The organism is Spirulina sp. LEGE 11439 (assembly GCF_059821285.1).
In genome coordinates, this window is the sequence record NZ_JCAMRX010000018.1 from 1 (window position 1) to 23,104 (window position 23,104).

The window sequence follows — 23,104 nt, forward strand, 5'->3', positions numbered from 1 at the left end:
TGAAGGCTTTATCCCTTATACAGTCTATTTTATAGCTCTCTTGTCACCCCTTAAGCTTAAATTTATGCGTACAGTCCTCTTCAGAGGACTTTTTATATGAGACAGGGAATTCTATTCCCTGACGGATCGAAAATCAGAACAGCAGCGTTTATGAAAACAATTCAAGATAATTCTGTAGAACTTTTAGAGCAGTATTTTGATGTGGCGATCGCGGCTCCGGATGGGGTGAAACGGTTGCGAGAATTAATTTTATCTTTGGCGATGCGGGGGAAGTTGGTGCCGCAAGATCCGAGAGATACGCCAGCGAGGGAGCTTTTAAAGGAAATTGAAGCGGAAAAGAAGCGGTTAATTAAGGAGAAAAAGATTAAAAAATCGAAGCCATTACCGGAGATTACACCGGAGGAAATTCCTTTTGATTTGCCGGAAAACTGGAACTGGGTGAGACTAGATATAATAACTTCAAAAATTACTGATGGCGATCACAAAACACCACCCAGAATACCTGAAGGTTATCGACTACTATCAGCCAAAAATGTACGCGATGGATTTTTAGATTTTGATAATTGTGATTATATTTCTGAAGCATATTATATAAAGTCAAGGGAGAGATGTAATCCGGAGTATAACGATCTATTGATTGTTTCAGTAGGAGGAACTATTGGTAGATCTTCACTCGTTCCAGAAGATTTTAACTTTGCTATTGTCAGAAGTGTAGCTTTAATTAAACCTCTATTAATCAATTCATCTTATTTAAAATATTCAATGGATTCTAGTCTTTTGCAAGATTCTATCCATTCAAGAAAACGTGGTGGGGCGCAACCTTGTTTATATTTGTCTGAAATTAAAATGTTTCCCTTTGCTGTCCCTCCTCTCCCAGAACAACACCGCATCGTTGCGAAAGTCGATCGCTTGATGAAACTCTGCGACGAACTCGAAAAAGCAAGCGATCGCGCCACAGAAAAACAAACGAATCTGTTAAACGCACTCTTAGCCAAAATTTAATTATAATAGAAATATTTTATGTTCGAGAAAAGTTCAATGTCTGTCTCTCTACCTGTCAAAACCCGACAACTCTCCTTACAAGAATTTCTAGATTTACCCGAAACAAAACCCGCCAGCGAATATATCAAAGGAGTCATTCAGCAAAAACCCATGTCAAAAGGAAAACATAGTCTCCTGCAAGGTCGCCTTAGCGAAACAATTAATCAAATCGCCATCCCGCAAAAACTTGCTTATAGTTTTCCCGAGTTAAGGTGTTCTTTTGGCGGATCTTCTCTAGTTCCCGATATTGTTGTTTTCGAGTGGAAAAATATTCCTCTCGATAATACTGGAGAAATTAAAAATAATATTGATATTGCTCCCGATTGGGTTATTGAAATTCTCTCCCCAGACCAAAGCAGCTCTCGAGTGATTGATAAGATTTTATACTGTTTAAACCATAACACTCAACTCGGTTGGTTGATCGACCCAAAAGAGCGTTCTGTATTAGTCTTTTATCCCGAACAGAAGCCCCAATTTTTAGAAGGAGAACAAAATCTACCCGTTTTAGAAATATTAAACGATTGGGAATTATCCGTTAACGAGCTATTTCGCTGGCTGAGTTTTTCTGAGTAGTAATCTAGTAAGGTGCGTTACGCTTTGCTAACGCACCCTACGAGGTTGGCTTCCAGTAAAATTAGCGATCGCAATGGATTATTTCTAACTAATCAAAGGAGTCTGTCTTAATCTCGTAACTGAACCGGCATCGCCAAATAAGTCATTTTCAAACCCCCCAAAGGCTTAAAAATAACTGGCTGAGTCGCCGCATTCAAATTAATCGTAATTTCCTGACTCGATAACGCCTTCAAGCCATCCATAAGATACTTAACATTAAAAGCAATCTCCGGCGGTTCTTCACTCGTAATTTGTGCCGACATCGCCTCCCGACCGCTACCGAGATCTTGAGATTCCACCGAGAGAAAAATCTCTTGATTTTCCTTATCGATCGCACACCGAACCACATTATTTTTAGAATCCGCCAAAACCGAAATGCGTTCCAAAGCACTTTGAAACTGCTTGCGATCGACCGTCACTTGATTCGTAAAAGTTTGTGGAATAAGTTGCTGATATTGAGGATAAGCCCCCTCTAATCTGCGACTGACAACCCGCCGATTTCCCAACTCAAAAATAACTTGAGAATCATCCACCTTTAACATCACCGCCTCTTGATTTTGCATCCCCAAAATCTTCTCAACCTCTCGCAACGCCCGTGCAGGAATCGTCACCTCAAACTTCTCAACCTCTTCCCTCTCTTCCTCATCTTCAACTGATGACTGTTCTTCCTCTTCTCCCTCTTCAACTGGTGACTGGTGACTGGTGACTGATGACTGTTCTCTCAATGTTTCCACAACCGATAAACGATGTCCGTCAGTCGCGGCAAATTCGATCGCATCGGCACCCAAAACGACATGCACTCCCGTTAACACTTGTTTTCCTTCCTCATTACTCGCCGCAAAAAGAGTCGCCCGCAAGCCTTCGTTTAAGGCTTCAATGGGAAACAAGACCGATTCTCCATCCTCCACTGTCGGCAACTCGGGAAACTCTTCCGCGTCTAAACTGCGAAGTTGATAGCGTCCAGAAGTAGAAATCAAACGTACGAGGGTTCCTTCCCCTTCCTCTTCCCCTTCATCTTGAGTCAGGGTAATTTCTCCTTCAGGCAAACGGGAGATAATATCATTGAGAGTTTTTGCCGGAAGGGTAATTTTCCCCCCATCCTCCACTTGTGCCGGAAAACTGGTTTGAATGCCTAAACTGAGGTCAAAAGCCCGGAGGCTGACATTTTGCGCTTGTTCGTCGGCAATAAGGAGAACATTGCCGAGGACGGGATGAGTGGGACGGGTGGGAACCGCACGACTAACCAAACTGAGATTGCTGTTGAGGTCGCTTTGAGAACAAATTAATTTCATTGTTATTGGTTATTGGTTATTGGCCACTCATTGTTCATTGAATTGAAATTCCGTTACCGGAGAGTTGGGTTATCCAAAAGCCGATCGCGGGATCGTTCATTGCTGCGGAGACTTGAGTTTTAACGCGTTCTGCTTCTCGAGAAGATTCGCAGAAAGCAAAGACCGTCGGACCCGAACCGGACATCATGGTACCCAATACCGAGGCCTTTTGGAAGGCTTGTTTGAGTTTTTCGACTTGGGGATATTCCGGTAAGACGACCTTTTCTAAATCGTTGTAGAGATTTTGAGCAATTTTGGCACTGTTGTTGTGGGCGATCGCATCCATTAACGGACTCGAATGTAATTCTTTCGCGCGAGATTTCATCTCCTCTACATTTTGTAAATAAGTTTGGCCAAATTGCTGACGATAACTTTGATAAGCCCAAGGGGTGGACACGGCAATATCTTCATACTTGGCTAAGACGACCCAAAGAGAGTGCAAACTAGCAATAGGGTCTAAAACTTCTCCGCGTCCCGTCGCGATCGCAGTTCCTCCCAGCAGACAAAAAGGAACATCAGACCCCAATTGAGCGCCTAAATCCTGCAATTCCGGCTTCGTGAGACCCAGATCCCACATTAAATCCAACCCCACCAAAACCGCCGCCGCATCCGCCGAACCCCCTGCCAGTCCCGCCGCGATGGGAATATGTTTCTCGAGAAAAATATCCGCCCCACCCCAATTGGCAAATGCTTCGGGAAAAGCCTTTCGCATCAATTGGGCAGCCTTGTAAGCGAGATTTTGTTTTTCATTGGCTAATTCTTCGCGATCGCAGCGTACCCGAAAAGCAGGAATTTTATTGGGCGTAATCGCAACGCGATCGGCCAGTGCAATACTTTGCATAATCATGACCAACTCGTGAAACCCATCGACGCGATCGCCCACAATTTCCAAATACAAATTAATTTTCGCCGGGGCAATGAGAGTATAGCTTTTCATTAATGAAGGTATAAAGTACATGTCCCCTGTTGCCTGTCCCTATTGCCTATCCGTAACTGGTGACTGGTGACTGGTGACTGGTGACTGGTGACTGGTAACTGGTGACTGGTGACTGGTGACTGGTGACTGATTACAAGTAGCTGACGCTCAATTCTACCGTGGCTTCGCAGCTTTCACCGGGTTCGAGATAGACTAAATTTTCCTTGCTATTGAGGGCATTGCGGGGAGAACTCCACGGCTCGAGACAGCAATAATCTTTGCCTTTTATCGTCCAGAATACGAGGGTCGTGAAAATTTCCGAGTAAGTTAAAGTAATTTTAAATTTTTGGCGGGGGTTGGCGATCGCCGCCGAATTTCCCGTAACGGGGAGTAAGGCGACATCGATTTCATCGCGATCGAAGTCAAAATTATTATTAAAGGGTTGAATTTCCTTTGTCTGTTGGTCTTGCGATCGCTTAGCTGGAATCTCGAATTCTAACTGAGATTTATTTTGCTCCAAAATTTGAAAGTAGGGATGAAAGCCTGTCGAAAAGGGCATGACTTCTTGAGATCGGTTGCTGTAACGCTGTTGCAGCCGCAAACAATGCCCTTGAATTTGATAGGTAAAGGCCAGTTCAAAATCAAAGGGATAAACTTTCAGAGTCTCTTCGCTGCTTTGGAGGACGAGAGTAATACTTGCTGCGTTATCCGTGGAAGATTCGCGAAACTCCCAAGGCAGATCTCGAGCAAAACCGTGTTGCTTGAGTTTATAAGATTGACCTGCATGAACGTAGAGATTTTCCGGTAGATTCCCGCAAATGGGAAACAAAATGGGAATTCCCCCGCGCACGCTGAGTTCGGGGTGAGTAAAGCGTTCTGCATCAAGATAGAGAAGTTCTTGTCCTTGAATGCGCCACCCCGTAATAATCCCACCTCTTTCCGGCACCACTTCCAAACGAGATTGCGCTGCCACATCCGACAGAATATAAGTTGGATATTGATTTTGTTTTAAGGCGATCGCGTAAGCCTCATTCACTGTATTTCCCTCCAAATCTTGAATTTTTTTCCAGATTTAACAAACTCTTGACGTTTTTTGCGGTTGTCTTTACTGATTCTTCATGTTAATTGCTGTAGATTACTAATTAAGGACTCAAGTGAACTCTGAATTACCCCGAATAATACCTAGCTAACTCTAGCTGGGTATTTCCTTTTTTTGGGGTAACGGGTAGTGGTAATGGGTGACGAGTAATCGGGAAAAATTATCCCACCTCCTCAACTGGTGACTGGTGACTGGTGACTGGTGACTGTTTACCCTTCCCCTATTAAAACAAATGCCGCCCAGTCGCGGGGATTGGGATAGGTTTCGATCGCTTTCAACATGGCTTGCCGTAAGGCTTTGGTTTTATCGGGATTTTGTTGGCGTTGGCGATAAAATTCCGTCATCAGGTCGGCGGTTGGGGCATCGGGAACCGCCCAAAGGGAGACGATAACGCTAGGAACTCCCGCCGCGATGAAGGAACGAGACAAACCAATCACACCATCGCCGGTAATCTCTCCCCGTCCAGTGTTGCAGGCACTCAAGACGACTAATTCTGCGGTTAAATTCAGATCGAAAATTTCCCCGGACGTTAATAAACCATCGGTTTTGGGGTTGGAGTCGGGGGTTAAGGCGATCGCACCGGGTACCCCCAAGCCCAGATAGTCGAGTTCGTCGAGAAGCCCGTGGGTAGCGAGGTGAATGGTTTTGGCCTGTGGCATGGCTTGGGCGATCGCGTTTTCGCTGGCTTCATCTCCGATCAGGGCTTTGGCGGCTAAAAGAGTGGCAATTTCTTCGGCCTCAATTTCTGCCCCGGGTAAAGGGGCTAGGGGTTGAGGCGGATCTCCTAAGTTCGCAGCAATATGAGGCATAGTGGGATTACCGACAATAAGGGGACTTCCAGCCCGATCGCGGAGTTGTTCTTTGCGCTGACGAGTCAGATCGAGAACTTGGATCGAAGGGGCAACGGATAAGGTATGTTTTTCGATGAGATATTGGCCGCTTTCATCTCGCAGTGCAGCAAAGGGAATCAAAAATAAAGAGCCTTGAGGAATGAAAATGACGCGCTGTTCGGGATCCTTGGGGAGTAAGGGGGCGATCGGTTCGATGAGTAAGTTGTGAAAGTTGTTTAATTTGGCGATCGTGCGTCGAGGCGATCGCGCAAATAAGGAACTGCGGGTTTCGGAAACCAATTGCTTGAGAACCACTTTCTCGGGTTTTTCTGCCTTGGGGGGTTCGGGATCGGCAATTCGCAGATCGATCGCGCCGTCGGGTCGAATTACCCAAATATAAATCTGGTCGTCAATGAGGGAATACTGGACAAGGGTGGCGTTTTGTGCCTTAGCAATGGCGCGAATTTCTTGAATATTTGGGGAGTCGATCGCCGTGACTTCTCCTTGGGTGCGAGAGGCAAGTAATTCGACAAACGCCCTGGCCCGTCCCCGTTCGGCGATTTCGAGGGCTTCTTCGCTGCGATCGCCCCTCACCAAGGCTTTTTGCAAGTATTGATAGGTTTGGCTTTGAATTTCAAAAAGAGAGACCTTGTTTTCGTCGCTGAGTCCGGGGCGCAGATTTTCCCAGATGGCGATCGCTTCAGTTAGAGGTTTATAGGCTTCTTCGTCGCGTTCCAGTTCCAGTAAAGTTGCCCCTAAATTGGTTAAGGCAATGCCTTCTCCTGCGCGATCTCCTACCGCTTTGAGACCGATAGCGGCGTTTTGATAAAACTCGAGGGCATTTTGAGGATTTCCTAAAGCGCGATAGGCTTCTCCGAATTGATTGAGGGTTTGTGCTTCTCCCGCGCGATCGCCGATTTCTTTGGCAAAGGTTAAGGCTTTTTCTAAGGATTCCAACCCCTTTCTCGGTTGTCCGCGATCGATGGAGATTTTGCCGATGAGTTCGAGAAGCGATCGCTTACCGTGAATCACTTCGGAATAATCTTCCGCTTCGGATATTTCGAGGAGAGAGATCATTTCATCATAAATTTCGAGGGAACGCCTAGCAGTAAAAATAGCCCGTTCGGACTGCTCTAATTTATGTTCGATTCTGGCTAAGTTTGCTAATAATCTTGCTTCTTGAATGGGTAAGGCATAAACCCCGCCTTCAAGAACGAGATTGTTCGTATCTTTCTGTCGAGAAAGTTGAATAATAGCGCGTTCGATCTGTTCTTTGGCTTTATCGTATTGTCCGAGACGTTCGTAAATATCAGCCAAACTAATTAAAGTGGTACTTAACCGCAGCATATCGGCAGATTCTTGCCGCCGTTGTAACGATTGTTCGTAAAATTCTAAGGCTTGGGGATATTGTGCCAAACGACGATAACTATCCCCCAAGCGGTTGAGGACGTGACCTTCTCGCACGCGATCGCTAGTTTCTTGGTAAGTATCAAGGGCTTTTGAAAATGCTGCGATCGCGTCTTTAAATTTACCCTGTTCGTACAGATCTTCTGCTCGTGCCAAAACATCGCCACCATCATCGCTAAAGGCACAAACTGTAGTCGGTTGAATGGGGCAAACTTTCTGAGCGATGGGATTATCGAGGGCTGATAAAGAACGGAGTTGAGTTAATTTAGCAAGAGATTGAATATTGGTAATTTGATTTTGAGTTAAATCGAGAAAAGTTAAATTTATTAAATCAGCTAAAGGGGAAATATCTTCAATTTGATTAAAGCCTAGAATGAGAAAAGTTAAATTATTTAACTTCGCCAGAGGAGAAATATCGGTAATTTGATTGTGATTTAAAGATAAAGCTGTCAGATTAGTCAAAGAAGCAAGGGGACGCAAATCGCGAATTTCTTGACCGCTTAACGAGAGTTGTGGCATTGTCTCGAGGATTTCTTCAGCGCGATCGCAGTCATTTGTTCCGGCTTGTTCGAGAAGCTTTTGAATGGTATTTTGAGTTTCTGGAGGGAAGCGATCGAGGCGAGAACACCATTGAGAAAAACGTCTGGGGGAACTTTGGGATATATATTGGGCGCTGCCCCTCGAAATTCCTCCGACAACAAATAAAAGAGTAAGGAGAAGCGATCGGGAAAATTGACTAAAATAACGGCGTTTAATGGGCATTTTTCCTACTTTTCGATACCAGTAATTCTGATTATGACTCATATTTTTCTGAGTGTCATCAATTCTATATCGAAACAAATGTTATTAAAAAATATTCATTCGTGATTCTCATCAGTCTGCCAAAATTTATAATTTAGCAATTGCTCCACATCTTCAGACCAAGGATATAGATTGGGAAAAGCTAGATCGTATTCAATTTGCATATTTTCTAATGCTTCTTGATAACAGTCTCGATAAATTTCTGTCAATAAACTGCGTAAACTGGGAGAATCTGCGAGGATATCCTTTAATTTGGATTGCGTTCTTTTGATAGTTACCTCCCATCCTCGATAACAATCAGCAAGCGGAACGTATTGCCGTTTTAAAATATGTTCAAATAAAGTAATCAAGCGAGATTTTAGTTCTCTGCGATCGCGTTTTCCCAAAGATTCTATCTCCTCAATTAAGTTTTCTAAGTCAAGGCGATCGAAGGCTCTAGATTTTAAAGATTTTACTGTATCCTCAACCCAGAGCGAAAAATCGCGATCGTAAAGTTTTCTGACTGATGTCGAAGTCATAAAATCAACCTTTTTGTTCATCATAACAAAGTGCAGATAATTTGCTATCATTACTAAGATTAACTTGAGAATGAGGAAGAAAATCATGATTCAGAATGACACTTGGATTAAAAAGAGGGCATCTGAGGGAATGATTATTCCTTTTGAGTCTAATCTAGTTCGTCGCGTTCAGGCATTACCTGTTATTTCCTTTGGTTTAAGTAGTTTTGGTTATGATATTCGCCTTTCTCCCAAAGAATTCCGAGTATTTCGTCATATTCCGGGAACGGTTGTCGATCCAAAGAATTTTAATCCTGATAATTTAGAACCCGTACAACTTCACAACGATAAAAATGGCAATTTTTTCATTTTACCCGCTCACTCTTATGGTTTAGGAGTTGCTTTAGAAAAATTAAATGTTCCTGATGATATTACAGTCCTTTGTATTGGTAAATCGAGTTATGCTCGCGTGGGGTTAATTGCCAATTTAACCCCCGCAGAGGCAGGTTGGCGAGGGCATTTAACCTTAGAATTTTCTAATTCTTCGAGTGCAGATTGTCGTATTTATGCGAACGAAGGCGTTGTACAATTACTCTTTTTGCAAGGCGAACCTTGTGAAATCAGTTATTCTTCTCGCCAAGGGAAATATCAAGATCAAGAAGAAGAAGTAACATTGGCTCGAGTCTAGTTAATTATAATTTCTCTTCTGCAATTTTTATTCCTGTCGAGCCAAAACCACCAGAACCTCTTGTTGTATCGGAAAGTCGGCTAATTTCTTCGATTTTTACGCGAATAATTGGCACAATAACCATTTGAGCAATTTTCATTCCTTGGGTTACTTGAAATGAATCCTTTCCATGATTAATCAAAATAACACCAATTTCACCGCGATACCCTTCATCAATTGTTCCGGGAGTATTGAGAACTGTTATATTATTTTTTAAAGCTAAACCACTTCTAGGACGAATTTGTGCTTCTGTGTTTGGCGGTAATTCAATGGCAATACCGGTATGAACTAATCGACTTTCTCTGGAAGGAATTTCTAAATTTTCTATAGAAATTAGATCGAGTCCAGAGTCATTTTTGTGTTCGTATCGAGGAGTTGATGCGATATCATTAAGTTTTTCGATCTTGAGTAATTCCATTGTTTTTCTTTATTCTTTTAAGATAGACACGAATTCTCCCGATTTTTGACTATTCAAATTTTCGATCTTGATAGTACATCAAATTCCCTTTAAGAGATAAAGACGTTTCTGCTTTCTGCAATTCTGTGCCTAAATATAAAGCATGTTCGACTTCTAAATTAGGACAGTCGGCGGCTATTTTTTGATAGAGTTGACGTGCTGTTTTACCCATATAACAATTGATAATCTCTCCCGATCCCGGGGTCAAATGTTCGACCAATATCGTATTCTCTCGAACTGAAATTGCAAAACTACCTACCGGATCGTCAAAAGTGCGATCGCGGCAAATTTTGGCATATTGTTTCTGAATTAAATTTTCAGCATTTTCCCAACAATCATCGTAAATATGAGCGCTTTGACTGACAGTAATTAACGCACCCATTTTTAAATTATACTGAGAGCGCTTAACAATTTCATCGCGAATATGCTGTTGTAACCCTCTCAAACCCATTGCATTAACAACCCATGCCCCAAACATATCATTACTCCGAAAAGTCGCCGTTAAAGATAATTCTCCATTGATTGCGCGAATCCAAATATGATTTAAACACGGAGGACTATTATCATCATAATCTTTAACATCCCATAGAGACATCACGGCTCTAGCCGAATCAATATCGTTGCTTAATTTATTAATAACCTGTTCGATCTGATCTCTTTGAAACCAAGAACGCAAACGCTGACCATAAGTATATTTTACCCCTTCTTGCTGAGGAGAATCATCAAGAATTTGGGCAATGTATTGAGAAAGAAAAGCACGATCGCAAGGTAAATAATTCGGTTCGGGAAAGTAAAAATCTGTCGGTTCATCCGTAACAACGGCCATTAAATCAATGAGTTCTTGCCATTGTCCATCGTAACCCGTCGGGCGAATTGTTCCCGTAGTTTTGATACGATGAATAATTTTCACCCATGTTTCGGCGATAGTTTTTCCTTTAATCAAATGTCCGTAGCGATCGCCCGGTAATACCGTCGGAACTGTTTGCGATAAAGGAAACTCTAACGGTTTTCCCCAAGCAGTAACCGAATGTTGTTTGTAGGATTTAACGATAGCGATCGCCTCATCAATTGAACTGGCTTCTCGATAGGAAATATTATGTTGTAATGCTTCTAAAATATTGGCGGGAATCTCGCGATCGATATAGCCTGTAATTTCCGATTCAATTTGCCAAACTTCTCGTCCTGTATCGCTTTTTCCGGCTTTAAATCCATTGCGAAAGAAATCTAATAAACATTGACTCCCTCCTGCATTGCGATCCTCTTTTGTTGCATTGAGAACCACCAAAAAGCGAACGTGAGGATTTAAAAGTAAATTGCGTAACAATAAACTAATTCCTCTCGTCGGGCTGTACAATTGACCGATCGCAGCATATTCAGAAGCATCTAAATGTTTAGCCAATATCCCTTTTACTGTCCATCCCGTAACAATAACCGTTTGACCCCTTCCACATAAAAGCTGATTGGGTTTGTAAAGGGGTTGATATTGAAATGGGTTGGGAGGTGAAACGACCGTCATAACACAAAGCAATTCTCAGAGAAAGGCTTCTGATTATTGCATAATTTATATCAATTCGCAATTGGCGATCGCAAAATCTTGTTTCGGCTGGCGATCGGAATAGGGTAAAGCACAATTATTGAAGAAAAAATGAATCTCAATCAATATTAATAAAAAAGAGGGGCAAACTTAATCAAAGTTGCCCCGGACAGGGATGAAGGATAAAACTATAATAAGTTTATTTTCTCAAAATTCGATTTTTTTAATCTTAATTTAAGAAATTTTTTTCGAGAGCATCAACAGTCCGGAACTCATCTGGACTGTTGAAAATTGAGTCTATTGTTTTAAAGGAGTCCTTCTTTTTGTGCCATCGATATCATCAAATCGATAACGCGACAAGAATAGCCCCATTCGTTGTCGTACCAAGAGACAACTTTAAAGAAATTAGAATTGAGCTCAATACCTGCACCCGCATCAAAAATACTCGATCGCGGATCGCTTTTGAAGTCCATAGAAACAACAGACTCATCGGTGTAACCGAGAATATTTTTTAAACCATTCTCGGAAGCATCTTTCATGGCTTGACAAATTTCGGCATAACTGGTAGCTTTTTCCGTTTTAACGGTTAGATCGACCACAGAAACATCGGGAGTGGGAACGCGAAACGCCATCCCTGTTAACTTCCCTTTTAAAGCGGGTAAAACTAGCGTCACGGCTTTAGCGGCACCGGTTGAAGCCGGAATAATATTTTGCGCGGCACCTCGTCCCCCCCGCCAATCTTTCTTACTGGGTCCGTCAACAGTAGGCTGTGTGGCGGTCATGGCGTGTACGGTGGTCATTAAGCCTTCTGCTAAGCCAAAATTATCATTAATGACTTTCGTGATGGGTGCCAAGCAATTCGTCGTACAACTGGCATTAGAAACAATTGTATCTGTCGCCGGATCGAATTCGTCGTGGTTGACTCCCATGACCATTGTTTTGATTTTTTCTGGGTCTTTGGTGGGTGCGGAAAGGACGACTCGCTTGGCTCCCGCTTGAATGTGCTTGCTTGCACCGTCATACTTTGTAAAGAGTCCCGTTGCTTCTACCACATAGTCAACGCTGCGATCGCCCCAAGGGAGTTCGGCGGGATCGCGAATGGCGGTACAGGGGATAAAATGACCGTCAATGCTAATCCCTTCAGAATTGCTGTCTACCGTCCCTGGAAAACTGCCATGAGTTGAATCGTATTTAAACATATAGGCCAGTTGTTCCGGGGGAAAGAGGTCGTTAATGCCAACAAATTCTATGTTGGGATTTTTCATTCCCGATCGCACGACCAAGCGACCGATCCGACCGAAACCGTTAATCGCAACTTTTAATTTCGCCATTGACCAATCTCCTTCCACAGACTGAGTGTTTGAGGGTTTCTGTTTCCGCGATGGTGCGGATCGTTACCCATGTCAAACTTAGCGACAAACGATCGCCCTCGGAAGGAATTTTCTATTGTTTTAACTTAACTAAATTCTTAAGATTTTCTTGCTTTTTTGCTCTTTTCTGGTTTTAGGTGCTTTTTAAATGAAAAGTGAATGAAAACTAAAAATTGCAGTCACTATTTCAAATAAGCAATAGTCACGCCGGATCCGCCTTCATTTTGTGGGGACAGTTCAAAGCGATCGACTTGGGGATGCCGTTCTAAAAACTCATGAACGCCTTGACGTAAGCGCCCGGTACCTTTACCGTGAATAATCCATAAAACCCCTGCTTGAATCGCCGTAGAAATGGCTTTCTCGATTTGAGATTCTGCCTGAAATACGCGGCTTCCGCGAACGTCAACGCTATTTTGCGAAGTCCGTACCATGGCTACTTTAACCGGAGGACTGGGAATTGTTTCTGTTTTCTTCTCTTCTCGTTTAACTTTCTGTTTTTCTGCTTGCTTCTTCTCGACTTTCTTCCCATCTAAAGACTCAATATCAGTAACGGGAACGTTCATTTTCATTAAACCAAAACGAACATTTAATTCTGTCCCATTTTCATTAATCCCTAAAACTTCGGCGGTTTGTCCGAGACGAGGAATGCGGACTTTTTCACCGACTTTGGGTTGATAGCCGCGATCGGCGTTGGGGGCTGCAAATTTTGGGGAATATTCTGCGTCAATTTGCTGAAGATTTTGGATTGATTTTTGCGCTCTTTGCATGGTTTGCTGTTGGCTCAATTCCCGCATAATCTTGTTAATTTCTGCCTTAGCTGTGGCGATCGCATCGTTAACGGCTTTTTGTTGCGATAATTTTAGAGTTCGTTCTCGTTCTTGCAGAGATTGAGCTTTTTGAGAGACTTCTGTATAGAATTTCTCAGCTTGTTGCAATAAATGGGCGGCTTCTTTGGCTTTCCCTTCTTGTTGCTTGCGCTGTTGTTCTAACCCAACAATCGTTTTATTAATCTCTTGAGAAAAACCCCCCACGCGATCGCCGGCTTCTTTGATGATTGTTTCCGGTAGTCCCAACCGTCCGGCGATGGTCAGGGCGTTGGATCGTCCCGGAATGCCCCACAATAAGCGATAGGTGGGAGATAGGGTCACGTCATCGAATTCTACTGAAGCATTTTCAAAGCGAGGATCTTGGTATTTTAAGGCTTTCAGTTCGCCATAGTGGGTACTGGCAATGGTGAGAAGAACCCGATCGCAGAGATGTTTTAAAAGTGCGATCGCAAGGGCGCTACCTTCGGCGGGATCGGTACCGGCTCCAATTTCATCGAGGAGAATGAGAGACTGGGGATTTTCGGCGATCGCATCCACAATACGACCGATGCGGCGAATGTGACCGGAAAAAGTAGAGAGACTTTGCTGCAAAGATTGTTCGTCGCCAATATCGGCGCAAACTTGACTAAACCAAGGCAATTCAACCGGTTCTCGGGCGGGGATAAATAGGCCGGTTTTCGCCATCAATGCCGCGAGACCGACGGTTTTTAACGTGACGGTTTTTCCGCCTGTATTAGAGCCAGTAATGGCAACAACGCGAATTTCCGGTTTAATTTGTACGTCAATGGGGGTGACTTCGTTTCCTTGTTCGTGTTTGTGTTGCCAAACGAGAAGAGGATGGCGCAATTGACGCAGGGCGATCGCTTCCCCGGGATCGCTAAAACGAGGGGGGTTGGCTTCCAACCACAAACTATATCGCGCTTTGGCAGTGGCCAGATCGAGGGTCGTCGCGATGGCTAAGAGGCGTTCTAAGTCTTCTTTAACGGCAGCAATTTGCTCCGTTAAGCCCCTTAAAATCACTTCTTCTTCTGTTTTCTCCTGACGCTGAGTTTGGCGCAGTCGATTGCCCGCATCAACAATTGCGTGGGGTTCAATGTAGAGGGTAGATCCGGTGCTGGATGTATCGTGGACGACTCCGGGGATGGCCTCTTTTTGCGGCGCTTTCACGGCAAGGACATAGCGATCGCCCCGTTGGGTGATGGTGGGTTGCTGGATGGCCCCTCCCTGACGTTGGATGATGCGCTGCAAGATGCTGTAAATCTTGTCTCGCAAGGATTTGAGTTTGCTGCGAATATCGGCAAGCTTGATACTGGCGCGATCGGTGACTTTGCCGCGATCGTCGATGCAATGATGGATTTCTCGTTCTAGGTCGGGATAAGTGCGAACTTGGGATACTAAATTTTGTAGGGTTGGGATATCTTCGCGATCGTCGAGAATCCTGCGAATGCGTCGCATTCCAGCAAGGGTAGTGGCAATATCGAGGAGTTCTTCCCCCGATAAAGTTCCCAATAATTCTACCCGTTCGAGGGCGTTGCCGATGTCTTTGATGCCATCGAAGGAAAGTCCGGTACTAATATCGTTATCTAATAAATAGGCTTCTTTGGTTTGTTCGAGGAGAGTTAGGGTTTCGGTGCGGGTTGCAGGGGGAGTGAGATGACGCGCTGCGATCGCGCCGAGTTTGGTGGCACTAAAGGTGCTGAGATGTTGGCACAGGCGCGGCCATTCCAATAGTTCTAGAGTTTCATCCATTCTGACGCGATCGATCTCAAGGGTTGGGCAAAATATACGGCTTGACTGCAATTATACTACAAATGTAACTCAATATTTTTAGAAAAAAATAATCGCCAGCTTTTCCGACTCCGACAAAAAGGCGATCGCTATTTCTCCTCTCATTGCGATCGCAAACTTTGTTGTAGAGTGTGCGAATCGCTGACAAAACCAAAACACTGTTTAACATTATAAAGCGTTGCCTGCAAGCAATATTCTGGAGAAGTCGTCGCCGCACAGTCTTGCAATAAAATGCAATCGTAGCTCAAGAAATTGGCATCTTGTAACGTGGCCATCACGCATTGATCGATATTTACCCCTGCAAAAAAGAGCGTTGTTTTACCTAAGTTTTTCAAAATGCTATCGAGAGGTGTATCCCAAAAACCACTCATACGATATTTATTAATGCAGATATCTTCTGGTTTTTGTACTAATTCATCGACCACCGCCGCCGCCCAACTTCCCGCCCTTAAAACTGGGGCATTATTCTTCGGAAGCGGATCCCCTAAACCGACTCCTGCTCCAGTGGGATTGTAAACATGGCGAAGTCCCGCGCTAATATTGAGCAGATCGGGACGATTTCCCCAATTCAGCCAGAGAATGGGGATCTTTTGCGATCGCAATACCGGTAATAAAGTTTGTAGCGGTGCGATTGGCGATCGCGCGGGACTGACATCAACACCAATACTCGCTAACCAACCATCAGGATGACAAAAATCATTCTGCATATCAATGATGAGAAGAGCGGCTTTGGCTACATCTAAGCGTAAGGTTTTCGTTTCGGTGGATAAAGTGATAATTCGAGATGGCAAGGCAGGACGGGAAATATCGGCAATTTCTGCATTGACCTGCCAAGCATTGGGAGGAGTTCCTAAAATGCGTAGAGGCTTATTCATGGTTGAGCGATCGGTCTTTTAACTGAATTTGATTACCTTCTATTGAGCCATAGTCCTGTTTCAAAATTGCATAGTCCTTAGCAAAATTTAGTACAATTGGCTCTTCTGCTGATTTGCGATCGGCAAAATAGTAGCGATCTAATCCCTGTTGCAGAGTTAAATTTATAGCCAGATATGCTACGATTACCGCGATTATCAATGGATTATAGAAATCAGAATTGATAATGATTCACGAATAATTGTTCATTAATAACTAATATGAATTTTACCATTCAAAATACATTGATTTTGACCGAGACAGGATATGAAAATGTTGATGTCCAAATTGTAGGAGATGCGATCGCCAAAATCGCCCCCAATCTCGAAGCGAACGGAACAATTATTGACGGGACGAATCAATTATTACTTCCCGGTTTTATCAATGCCCACACTCACTCATCAGAAATGTGGCAAAGAGGATTAATTTCGCCTTATCCTTTAGAATTATGGTTAACCCAACTCTACGATTGTCCTCTCGTCAAACTCGAACAAATTTATCTCAGTGCTTTGGGGACGGCAGTAGAAACATTATTATCAGGAGGGACTTGCGTTGTCGATCATTTGGTTCTCATTCCGGGGCAAGAAATGGAAACAGTTGCGGCAACTGTTCGCGGCTATCGAGAAATCGGAATTCGAGCTTTTATCGGTCCCTTAGTTTACGATTGCGAACTCGAAGCCGGAATTCCCAATGAGGGTGAAAATCGAGAAATTGAGAAATTTTATTGGACGGCAGAACAGAATTTACAGTTTCTTCAAGATGTTATTGAAAAGTTCCATCGTCCTGAAGAAGGCATCAGTATTATGACGGCACCGACGGGAACGCAATTATGTTCCGATGCTTTATTTAAAGGTTGCGTTGAATTAAGCGATCGCTATCATTTATGCCGTCATACTCATTTATTGGAAACTAAAGCGCAAGAGAAATTAGCCCGAGAAAAATATGGTTGTACGGCGGTAGAATATTTAGATCGCATTGGTTTTTTGAGCGATCGCACTTCTTTGGCTCATTGCATTTGGTTGAATGATGACGATATTTCTCTGTTGGCAAAAACGCGATCGACAGTTGTTCATAATCCCCTTAGTAATTTACGCTTGGGTAGTGGCATTGCCCCGATTTTAAAATATCGTCAAGCAGGCGTGAATATTGCCTTTGGCTGTGATGGAACTGCCAGCAGTGACGGTCAAGATATGTTAGAAGCAATTAAGATCGGGGCGATGCTGCACAATACAACAGATTTTGAATATCGTCGCTGGATAAATCCCAAAGAAGCCGTTAAAATGGCTTCTTTGGGAGGAGCAACAGGCATTAAATTAGCTGATAAAATTGGCTCCTTAGAAGTAGGGAAAAAAGCCGATTTAGTTCTCTACGATTTAACTAATTTATCTTTATTACCTCGTACCGATCCCGTTGGCTTGTTGATTTTTGGTCGTCCGATACAAGTTGTGAATAGTGTCTGGGTCAATGGCGATCGCATTGTCGCAGCCGGACAACCCACCCATATTAATATCGAAAAATTACGCCAAGATTTGTTTAATTACAGCGACTGGAAAAAAGATATTAAATCCGCGACAACGCAAAAACTGGAAGCTCACTATCGTCACGTTATGGGACTAGACAATGATTGATCTAGATTAAAACAATCTCATTTGAGTTTTAAACAAAAGATCCAGCAATGACAAGGGTTTCAGCTCAAAAGTTTCGATTGGTTGACAGTGAGAGAAGTCATAATCGATCGCCTTGAAGGATCTCGAAGAAGTATTAAAGGACATCACTTAGAAGCAAAGGTGAGAACTGCTATAGTTACAGCTTTTCAAAACTATTTTGCAATATATGGAAACTATGGAAAATATAAAAAGATCCAGATCGCGCCTAAACAAATAAAAATAGGTAATCATACTATTGATATCTCTGTAGAACTCGTCCCACAAAGTGGCGAACCCAATGAGATATTATTAATGCCAATAAAAACAAGAGAAACTGAAGGTGGCGGTCATGCACATATATTTACACGAGATATTATTGCTGCAATTCAAGAACTTCAAGAAGATGCGAATATCTATTATATTATGGTAGTAATTATTGCTCAAAATTGGTCTGCATCTGAATTGGTGAATATTGACAATCGAATAGATTTGATTTTTCATTTCGATATGAGTCCAAACAAATTTCAAGGATTTGATGAGAAGACACAGATAGATTTAAATAAGTATATTGAAGGAATTCTTGATAATGACTAAGCAGAGAAATTACAAAAATCTCATTAATAAAGTTCTTCTGGGAGATGTCAGAAAAGTTTATCAGAAAATACCTAATGACTATTTTCAGTCAATCATTACTAGCCCTCCTTATTTCGGTCATAGAAAATACTCAGGAGAGGATGCAAGTCAAGATGAAATAGGTAGAGAAAAAGACTTAGATGAATATATTAAGAATCTTACTCTTTGTTTTGAAGTAATTAGACCCAAATTAAAAGACACAGGAGTTTTATGGGTCAATCTAGGGGATACTTATCGGAAAAAAGAGTTATTAGGAGTTCCTTGGCGTGTTGCCTTTGCCCTTAAGAATAAAGGGTGGATGCTTAGAAGTGATATTATTTGGAAAAAGCCCAATGCTATGCCATCATCAGTTAAAAATAGACCAACAACCGATCATGAATATATATTTCTTTTCTCAAAAACATCTGACTACTATTATGACGCAGACTCTATTAGAGAACCTCATGTGACATTTAGCTCAGAATCAAAAATGAGAGGAGGAAGAAAACATCTGGGTAAAAGAAATGGTACGCCAGAACAAGGTAAAAATGAAGGAAACCAAAACTTACATAATGGTCGTTGGGATCAAGCCTTTCATCCCCAAGGGAGAAATAAGAGAACAGTTTGGGAAATACCACTAGGAAAATTTAGAGATGCACATTTTGCTGTCTACCCCGAACAATTGGTTGAGACTTGTCTACTTGCTTCAACGAAAATGGATGATATTATCTTCGATCCCTTTACAGGTTCGGGAACAACAGGTGTCGTTGCTATCAAAAATAATCGGAAATTTATTGGCTGTGAATTAGTTGAAACATATCAAAAAATGGCTCAAAAGAGAATTGATAACACCCATTACCAACCAACACTTTTTGCTATAAAACAGTAGAATTATTCTCATTTTTTATCTCGATCGCGATCGCATTCCTTCTTCTATGATTATTTTTCTAGAAATTTTCTCAGCACTTTAACAAAACTCAATATTTGTTTACAATAGAGTGAAAGAAACTCAATCGTCTTTCATGCAAGCCCAATCTAATCCCCAAAACCCTTTTCTTACCCCCTTGATTCTCGTGTCCCCGTTTTTCCTGTGGGGGACAGCAATGGTAGCCATGAAAGGCGTTATCTCGCATTCAACGCCTTTATTTATGGCCGGATTTCGCCTCGTCCCCGCCGGAATTTTGATTTTAGCCGCCGCCGCCATTTTTCGACTCCCCCAACCGAAAACATGGCAAGCATGGCTCTGGATTGGCATTTTTGCCCTGTTGGATGGGTTCATGTTTCAAGGGTTTCTCGCCGCCGGATTAATGAGAACTGGTGCGGGTTTGGGGTCTACCCTCATTGATTCTCAACTCATCGCGATCGCCCTGCTATCCAGTTGGTTATTTGGAGAAGCGATCGGCGGGTGGGGATTTCTGGGATTAGCGATCGGGGCGATCGGTATTGGCTTTGTGGGTTTGCCCGATGAATGGATTATCGAGGGATTGACTCATTTTTCTTTCTCTAGCTTCGCCAACGGGGGAAACTTATTGGAGAATGGAGAATGGTTGATGCTGTGTGCTTCCCTCTCAATGGCTTTGGGTACCATTAGCATTCGTTACGTCAGTCGCCATGCGGATCCCGTTGTCGCTACGGGTTGGCACATGATTTTAGGCGGGTTGCCTCTATTCGTCATGTCGGTATTCTGGGAGCAAAATCAATGGGTGAATATTGACGGTATGGGTTGGCTAACTTTGGGTTATTCAACAGTATTTGGCAGCGCGATCGCCTATGCTCTATTTTTCTACATTGCCTCAAAAGGAAACCTCACCAGTTTTACGTCTTTAACCTTCCTGACCCCAATTTTTGCCCTCATTTTCAGCAATATTTTCCTCGCCGAAATTCTCAGCCCTCTTGAATGGATAGGAGTTGCCTTGACTTTAGTTAGTATTTATCTCATCAATCGACGAAACCAACTCGATCGCCAGTGGCAGAATTGGCGCGATCGCAACCTCTCCTCCCATCCTTCTTTAAACGATCCCCAGCCTCTGCCCATCAAAGCACTCGACTCCGAACCTATTCGGTAACAGAAATGTCCCCAATAATTTAGCCAAAGGAAATCCCTCATCTCTCCTCATTTGAGCAATCCTCGCGTTAAGATTGTCGAGAGTGAATTTCGGGTGTTTTTTGCTGCGAGGGGAGGAAATCCATCTTCCTTCAAGTTTCATCTTTCATACTTCATCCTTGTTAAAGAATGTTTGGCGATCGCATTTTCTCCTTCTTGGTCTTATCAATGGTTGGTACTGGCGTTACTTTCAGCAGTCCCAATCCTTCTCTTGCTTTTGCCCCACCTCCTCGAGAAGCTACCGCGATCGCCCAAGCACAAGAAGCACCGAACACCAATTCCTCTGAGAATAATAATCAACTCAAACCGGGGGATGAAGGTGATATCGTCAGAGAATTGCAAAACCGACTCAAACAACTCGGTCACTACGAAGGGGATTCGACGGGAAAATACGACGAAAAAACGAAAGAAGCAGTCACTAAATTCCAAACCAGTCAAAAATTAGAACCCACAGGAATTTTTGACGAAGCCTCCTTTGATAAATTGCGAGAACTACAAAATATTCCCACTCCGAGAAGACAACCAAGACCCAAAAAAAGGCCGTGGGGTTGGAAAAGAAAGCTCGTCATTTTTGGCGGTGGAGGATTGGTTCTGCTGGTGGGGATGGGGGGAACAATCTTTTTCTTGTTGCGCTACATCAATCAAGCTGGCTATGAGCGAGATGAGCTAGAGACCGACGAAATTGAGGCAGGGGAGGAGGAAGAGGAAATCCAACTCACGGAATTATACCCAATTACAAAACCCGTGGGTCAAACGGAAATCTTTGTGAAAGCTGATGAACCAGAGAGTTTCGAGGAGAGCGATCGCTTCAAAGATGAATCAGAGAGTATGGATGCAGGAAATCACTCAGAAATAGAAACATTCCCTCCGCCTTTGCCCACTCCACCTCCCCAGACTTGGCCAGAATCTCCCTCGCCTTCTTTGGCTGAGAAGAGAACTCTCGTACCAGAATTCCCTCTCAACGATCGCCCGCATCTGACAAAAAGTTTAGCGAGCGAGCCACCTCACAGCCCCTCCAATTTAATTCAAAGCCAACTCGATCCCATTGAAGAACTGATTCGCGAGTTACATTCCCCCGATCCCGAAAAACGGAAAAAAGCCATTTGGGAATTGGCGCAACGATCCGACTCTCGGGCGGTTCAACCGCTTGTGAGTTTGCTCCTCGAGTCAGATTCCCAACAACAATCCCTGATTTTAGAAGCCCTATCTCAAATTGGGACTCGCACCCTCAAACCCATGAATCGCGCTTTGGCACTCTCGTTGCAAGATGATAACGCCCAAGTGCGGAAAAATGCCATTCGCGATTTAACCCGCGTTTACGAGTTAATTGCCCAATTAAGCCAATTGATTTATTATGCTACCGACGACCCAGATCCAGAGGTGCAGGAAACGGCAAAATGGGCTTTAGGTCAGTTAAGTCATATTCGTATGCTACCCAGCGATCGCAACCATGAATGAAGCCAAGAAATTACAGTTATTACTTGCCTCTACTTCCGTTGGTGCGTTGGGTTCTGGGCTGGGGGGTGGTGTCGAACTCTCTTTAAAGAATATTGCCGAGGAATTGCAGCGACGAGGGCATCACCTCAAAATCGTCGCACCAGTTGGTTCGCATTTGGCCAACATTCCCATCAAAGAAATTGAAGGAACGCTACAAACTGCCGCCCAAACTCAAGATCGAGACAGTCCGATTATTTTACCGGAAAATTCCGTACTGGAAAAAATGTGGGATTATGCCAGAACGGTACAAGATCGCTTCGATTTAATTGTTAATTTTGCTTACGATTGGTTGCCGTTTTATTTAACACCCTTTTTCTCTTGTCCTATTGCTCATTTGGTTAGCATGGGATCGTTAACAAAGGCGATGGATCGAGCGATCGCGGAAACTTGGAGCGTTTTTCCCGAAACTCTGGCCTTTCATACTCGCATCCAAGCAGAAACGTTTGCCGGTATCACCGATCCGCGCTGTTTGAGTAACGCGATCGCCCTGCAACAGTATCAATTTTGCCCGCAACCGGAGAATGCTTTAGCTTGGGTGGCTCGCATTTCCCCAGAAAAAGCCCTTGAAGATGCAGTCATGGCCGCACAAAAAACAGGCATTCCTTTAAAGATATTTGGCAAGATCGATCGCCCGGATTATTGGCAGGAAATTCAAGCCAAATATCAAAATGCGCCGATTGAATACATGGGTTTTTTGTCTACAGAAGAATTGCAGGCGCAATTGGGAAAATGTCGTGCTTTATTAATGACTCCTCGGTGGGTGGAGGCCTTTGGCAACGTGGCGATCGAGGCCCTGGCCTGCGGTGTTCCTATCATCGCCTATAAGCGCGGTGGCCCCGTGGAAATCGTGCGGGAAGGTCAAACGGGGTTTTTAGTCGCACCCGATAGCATTGAGGGGTTAATTGCCGCGATCGAGCGCCTTGATGAATGCGATCGCTATGCCTGTCGCCAACAAGCTGAAGAAGAATATTCTTTAACCGCTTTGGGCGATCGGCTGGAAGCATGGTTTTATGAAATTGTCGAAATGCGTCAGGTTTCTTAAAGGTAAGATTAGGGCAAAGCCTCCAATTGCTGACAAAAAAATGATTGCAACGTT

At 43.4% G+C, this 23,104-nt stretch carries 20 protein-coding genes; 9 read left to right on the top strand and 11 right to left on the bottom strand.

Features of this window, described 5'->3' with window-relative positions:
- The first annotated feature begins 150 nt into the window (after positions 1-150).
- Both AC6RV6_RS13795 and AC6RV6_RS13800 read left to right on the top strand, forming a co-directional pair.
- The gene (locus AC6RV6_RS13795) at positions 151-1,002 is read left to right on the top strand and encodes a restriction endonuclease subunit S (RefSeq protein ID WP_500241434.1); all 852 of its coding nucleotides are present in this window, start codon (positions 151-153) and stop codon (positions 1,000-1,002) included.
- A gap of 36 nt (positions 1,003-1,038) precedes the next feature.
- Positions 1,039-1,614 (top strand): Uma2 family endonuclease, encoded by a 576-nt coding sequence (locus AC6RV6_RS13800; RefSeq protein ID WP_500241435.1) that lies wholly within the window; start codon positions 1,039-1,041, stop codon positions 1,612-1,614.
- Between the two features lie 107 nt (positions 1,615-1,721).
- Here AC6RV6_RS13800 and dnaN read toward each other — a convergent pair whose 3' ends face one another.
- The 5 genes from dnaN to AC6RV6_RS13825 all read right to left on the bottom strand — a co-directional run bounded on the left by dnaN (position 1,722) and on the right by AC6RV6_RS13825 (position 8,555).
- Positions 1,722-2,945 (bottom strand): DNA polymerase III subunit beta, encoded by a 1,224-nt coding sequence (gene dnaN / locus AC6RV6_RS13805; RefSeq protein ID WP_500241436.1) that lies wholly within the window; start codon positions 2,943-2,945, stop codon positions 1,722-1,724.
- 34 nt (positions 2,946-2,979) lie between these two features.
- A complete protein-coding gene (gene ispE / locus AC6RV6_RS13810) occupies positions 2,980-3,921 on the bottom strand; it encodes a 4-(cytidine 5'-diphospho)-2-C-methyl-D-erythritol kinase (protein ID WP_500241437.1) in 942 nt (313 codons plus the stop codon).
- Between the two features lie 130 nt (positions 3,922-4,051).
- Positions 4,052-4,936 carry an aldose epimerase family protein gene (locus AC6RV6_RS13815; RefSeq protein ID WP_500241438.1) on the bottom strand — a complete coding sequence of 295 codons (885 nt, stop codon included), beginning with the start codon at positions 4,934-4,936 and terminating at the stop codon, positions 4,052-4,054.
- Between the two features lie 272 nt (positions 4,937-5,208).
- Positions 5,209-8,040, bottom strand: a complete 2,832-nt coding sequence (locus AC6RV6_RS13820) for a CHAT domain-containing protein (RefSeq protein WP_500241439.1) — start codon at positions 8,038-8,040, stop codon at positions 5,209-5,211.
- Between the two features lie 53 nt (positions 8,041-8,093).
- Positions 8,094-8,555, bottom strand: coding sequence for a DUF29 domain-containing protein (locus tag AC6RV6_RS13825; protein ID WP_500241440.1), 462 nt, complete (start codon positions 8,553-8,555; stop codon positions 8,094-8,096).
- 85 nt (positions 8,556-8,640) lie between these two features.
- Here AC6RV6_RS13825 and dcd point away from each other — a divergent pair, with 85 nt between their 5' ends.
- A complete protein-coding gene (gene dcd / locus AC6RV6_RS13830; protein ID WP_500241441.1) occupies positions 8,641-9,222 on the top strand; it encodes a dCTP deaminase in 582 nt (193 codons plus the stop codon).
- 4 nt (positions 9,223-9,226) lie between these two features.
- On the opposite strand, the gene dut is transcribed toward dcd, so the two are convergent.
- The 6 genes from dut to AC6RV6_RS13860 form a co-directional block, all read right to left on the bottom strand.
- Positions 9,227-9,679 carry a dUTP diphosphatase gene (dut, locus tag AC6RV6_RS13835; RefSeq protein WP_500241442.1) on the bottom strand — a complete coding sequence of 151 codons (453 nt, stop codon included), beginning with the start codon at positions 9,677-9,679 and terminating at the stop codon, positions 9,227-9,229.
- Between the two features lie 49 nt (positions 9,680-9,728).
- A complete protein-coding gene (locus AC6RV6_RS13840; protein WP_500241443.1) occupies positions 9,729-11,234 on the bottom strand; it encodes a thymidylate synthase in 1,506 nt (501 codons plus the stop codon).
- 323 nt (positions 11,235-11,557) lie between these two features.
- Positions 11,558-12,583, bottom strand: a complete 1,026-nt coding sequence (gap, locus tag AC6RV6_RS13845) for a type I glyceraldehyde-3-phosphate dehydrogenase (protein ID WP_500241444.1) — start codon at positions 12,581-12,583, stop codon at positions 11,558-11,560.
- Positions 12,584-12,804: 221 nt separating this feature from the next.
- Positions 12,805-15,198, bottom strand: coding sequence for an endonuclease MutS2 (locus AC6RV6_RS13850; protein WP_500241445.1), 2,394 nt, complete (start codon positions 15,196-15,198; stop codon positions 12,805-12,807).
- Positions 15,199-15,338: 140 nt separating this feature from the next.
- The gene (locus tag AC6RV6_RS13855) at positions 15,339-16,112 is read right to left on the bottom strand and encodes a cysteine hydrolase family protein (protein WP_500241446.1); all 774 of its coding nucleotides are present in this window, start codon (positions 16,110-16,112) and stop codon (positions 15,339-15,341) included.
- Positions 16,105-16,311: a hypothetical protein gene (locus AC6RV6_RS13860; protein WP_500241447.1), complete on the bottom strand. Its 207-nt coding sequence runs from the start codon at positions 16,309-16,311 to the stop codon at positions 16,105-16,107. The genes AC6RV6_RS13855 and AC6RV6_RS13860 overlap by 8 nt, the downstream gene beginning before the upstream one ends.
- Positions 16,312-16,370: 59 nt before the next feature.
- Between AC6RV6_RS13860 and AC6RV6_RS13865 the strand changes: the two genes are divergently transcribed.
- The 6 genes from AC6RV6_RS13865 (at position 16,371) to AC6RV6_RS13890 (ending at position 23,050) form a co-directional block, all read left to right on the top strand.
- Complete coding sequence (locus AC6RV6_RS13865) at positions 16,371-17,777, top strand: amidohydrolase (RefSeq protein ID WP_500241448.1); 1,407 nt, start codon at positions 16,371-16,373, stop codon at positions 17,775-17,777.
- Between the two features lie 87 nt (positions 17,778-17,864).
- Positions 17,865-18,389 (top strand): hypothetical protein, encoded by a 525-nt coding sequence (locus tag AC6RV6_RS13870; protein WP_500241449.1) that lies wholly within the window; start codon positions 17,865-17,867, stop codon positions 18,387-18,389.
- Positions 18,382-19,296, top strand: a complete 915-nt coding sequence (locus AC6RV6_RS13875; RefSeq protein WP_500241450.1) for a DNA-methyltransferase — start codon at positions 18,382-18,384, stop codon at positions 19,294-19,296. Before AC6RV6_RS13870 ends, AC6RV6_RS13875 begins: the two co-directional genes overlap by 8 nt.
- Positions 19,297-19,429: 133 nt before the next feature.
- On the top strand, positions 19,430-20,473 hold the full coding sequence (locus AC6RV6_RS13880; protein WP_500241451.1) for a DMT family transporter: 1,044 nt from the start codon (positions 19,430-19,432) through the stop codon (positions 20,471-20,473).
- Between the two features lie 167 nt (positions 20,474-20,640).
- Complete coding sequence (locus tag AC6RV6_RS13885) at positions 20,641-21,969, top strand: peptidoglycan-binding protein (protein ID WP_500241452.1); 1,329 nt, start codon at positions 20,641-20,643, stop codon at positions 21,967-21,969.
- Entirely contained in the window at positions 21,962-23,050 is a 1,089-nt protein-coding gene (locus AC6RV6_RS13890) for a glycosyltransferase family 4 protein (protein WP_500241453.1), read from the top strand. Before AC6RV6_RS13885 ends, AC6RV6_RS13890 begins: the two co-directional genes overlap by 8 nt.
- Positions 23,051-23,104: the final 54 nt, after the last annotated feature.

Coding starts and splice junctions, on each gene's coding strand:
- AC6RV6_RS13795 (WP_500241434.1), top strand. CDS start 151: ATGAAAACAATTCAAGATAATTCTGTAGAACTTTTAGAGCAGTATTTT.
- AC6RV6_RS13800 (WP_500241435.1), top strand. CDS start 1,039: ATGTCTGTCTCTCTACCTGTCAAAACCCGACAACTCTCCTTACAAGAA.
- dnaN (WP_500241436.1), bottom strand. CDS start 2,945: ATGAAATTAATTTGTTCTCAAAGCGACCTCAACAGCAATCTCAGTTTG.
- ispE (WP_500241437.1), bottom strand. CDS start 3,921: ATGAAAAGCTATACTCTCATTGCCCCGGCGAAAATTAATTTGTATTTG.
- AC6RV6_RS13820 (WP_500241439.1), bottom strand. CDS start 8,040: ATGAGTCATAATCAGAATTACTGGTATCGAAAAGTAGGAAAAATGCCC.
- AC6RV6_RS13825 (WP_500241440.1), bottom strand. CDS start 8,555: ATGACTTCGACATCAGTCAGAAAACTTTACGATCGCGATTTTTCGCTC.
- dcd (WP_500241441.1), top strand. CDS start 8,641: ATGATTCAGAATGACACTTGGATTAAAAAGAGGGCATCTGAGGGAATG.
- dut (WP_500241442.1), bottom strand. CDS start 9,679: ATGGAATTACTCAAGATCGAAAAACTTAATGATATCGCATCAACTCCT.
- AC6RV6_RS13840 (WP_500241443.1), bottom strand. CDS start 11,234: ATGACGGTCGTTTCACCTCCCAACCCATTTCAATATCAACCCCTTTAC.
- gap (WP_500241444.1), bottom strand. CDS start 12,583: ATGGCGAAATTAAAAGTTGCGATTAACGGTTTCGGTCGGATCGGTCGC.
- AC6RV6_RS13850 (WP_500241445.1), bottom strand. CDS start 15,198: ATGGATGAAACTCTAGAACTATTGGAATGGCCGCGCCTGTGCCAACAT.
- AC6RV6_RS13855 (WP_500241446.1), bottom strand. CDS start 16,112: ATGAATAAGCCTCTACGCATTTTAGGAACTCCTCCCAATGCTTGGCAG.
- AC6RV6_RS13865 (WP_500241448.1), top strand. CDS start 16,371: ATGAATTTTACCATTCAAAATACATTGATTTTGACCGAGACAGGATAT.
- AC6RV6_RS13875 (WP_500241450.1), top strand. CDS start 18,382: ATGACTAAGCAGAGAAATTACAAAAATCTCATTAATAAAGTTCTTCTG.
- AC6RV6_RS13880 (WP_500241451.1), top strand. CDS start 19,430: ATGCAAGCCCAATCTAATCCCCAAAACCCTTTTCTTACCCCCTTGATT.
- AC6RV6_RS13885 (WP_500241452.1), top strand. CDS start 20,641: ATGTTTGGCGATCGCATTTTCTCCTTCTTGGTCTTATCAATGGTTGGT.
- AC6RV6_RS13890 (WP_500241453.1), top strand. CDS start 21,962: ATGAATGAAGCCAAGAAATTACAGTTATTACTTGCCTCTACTTCCGTT.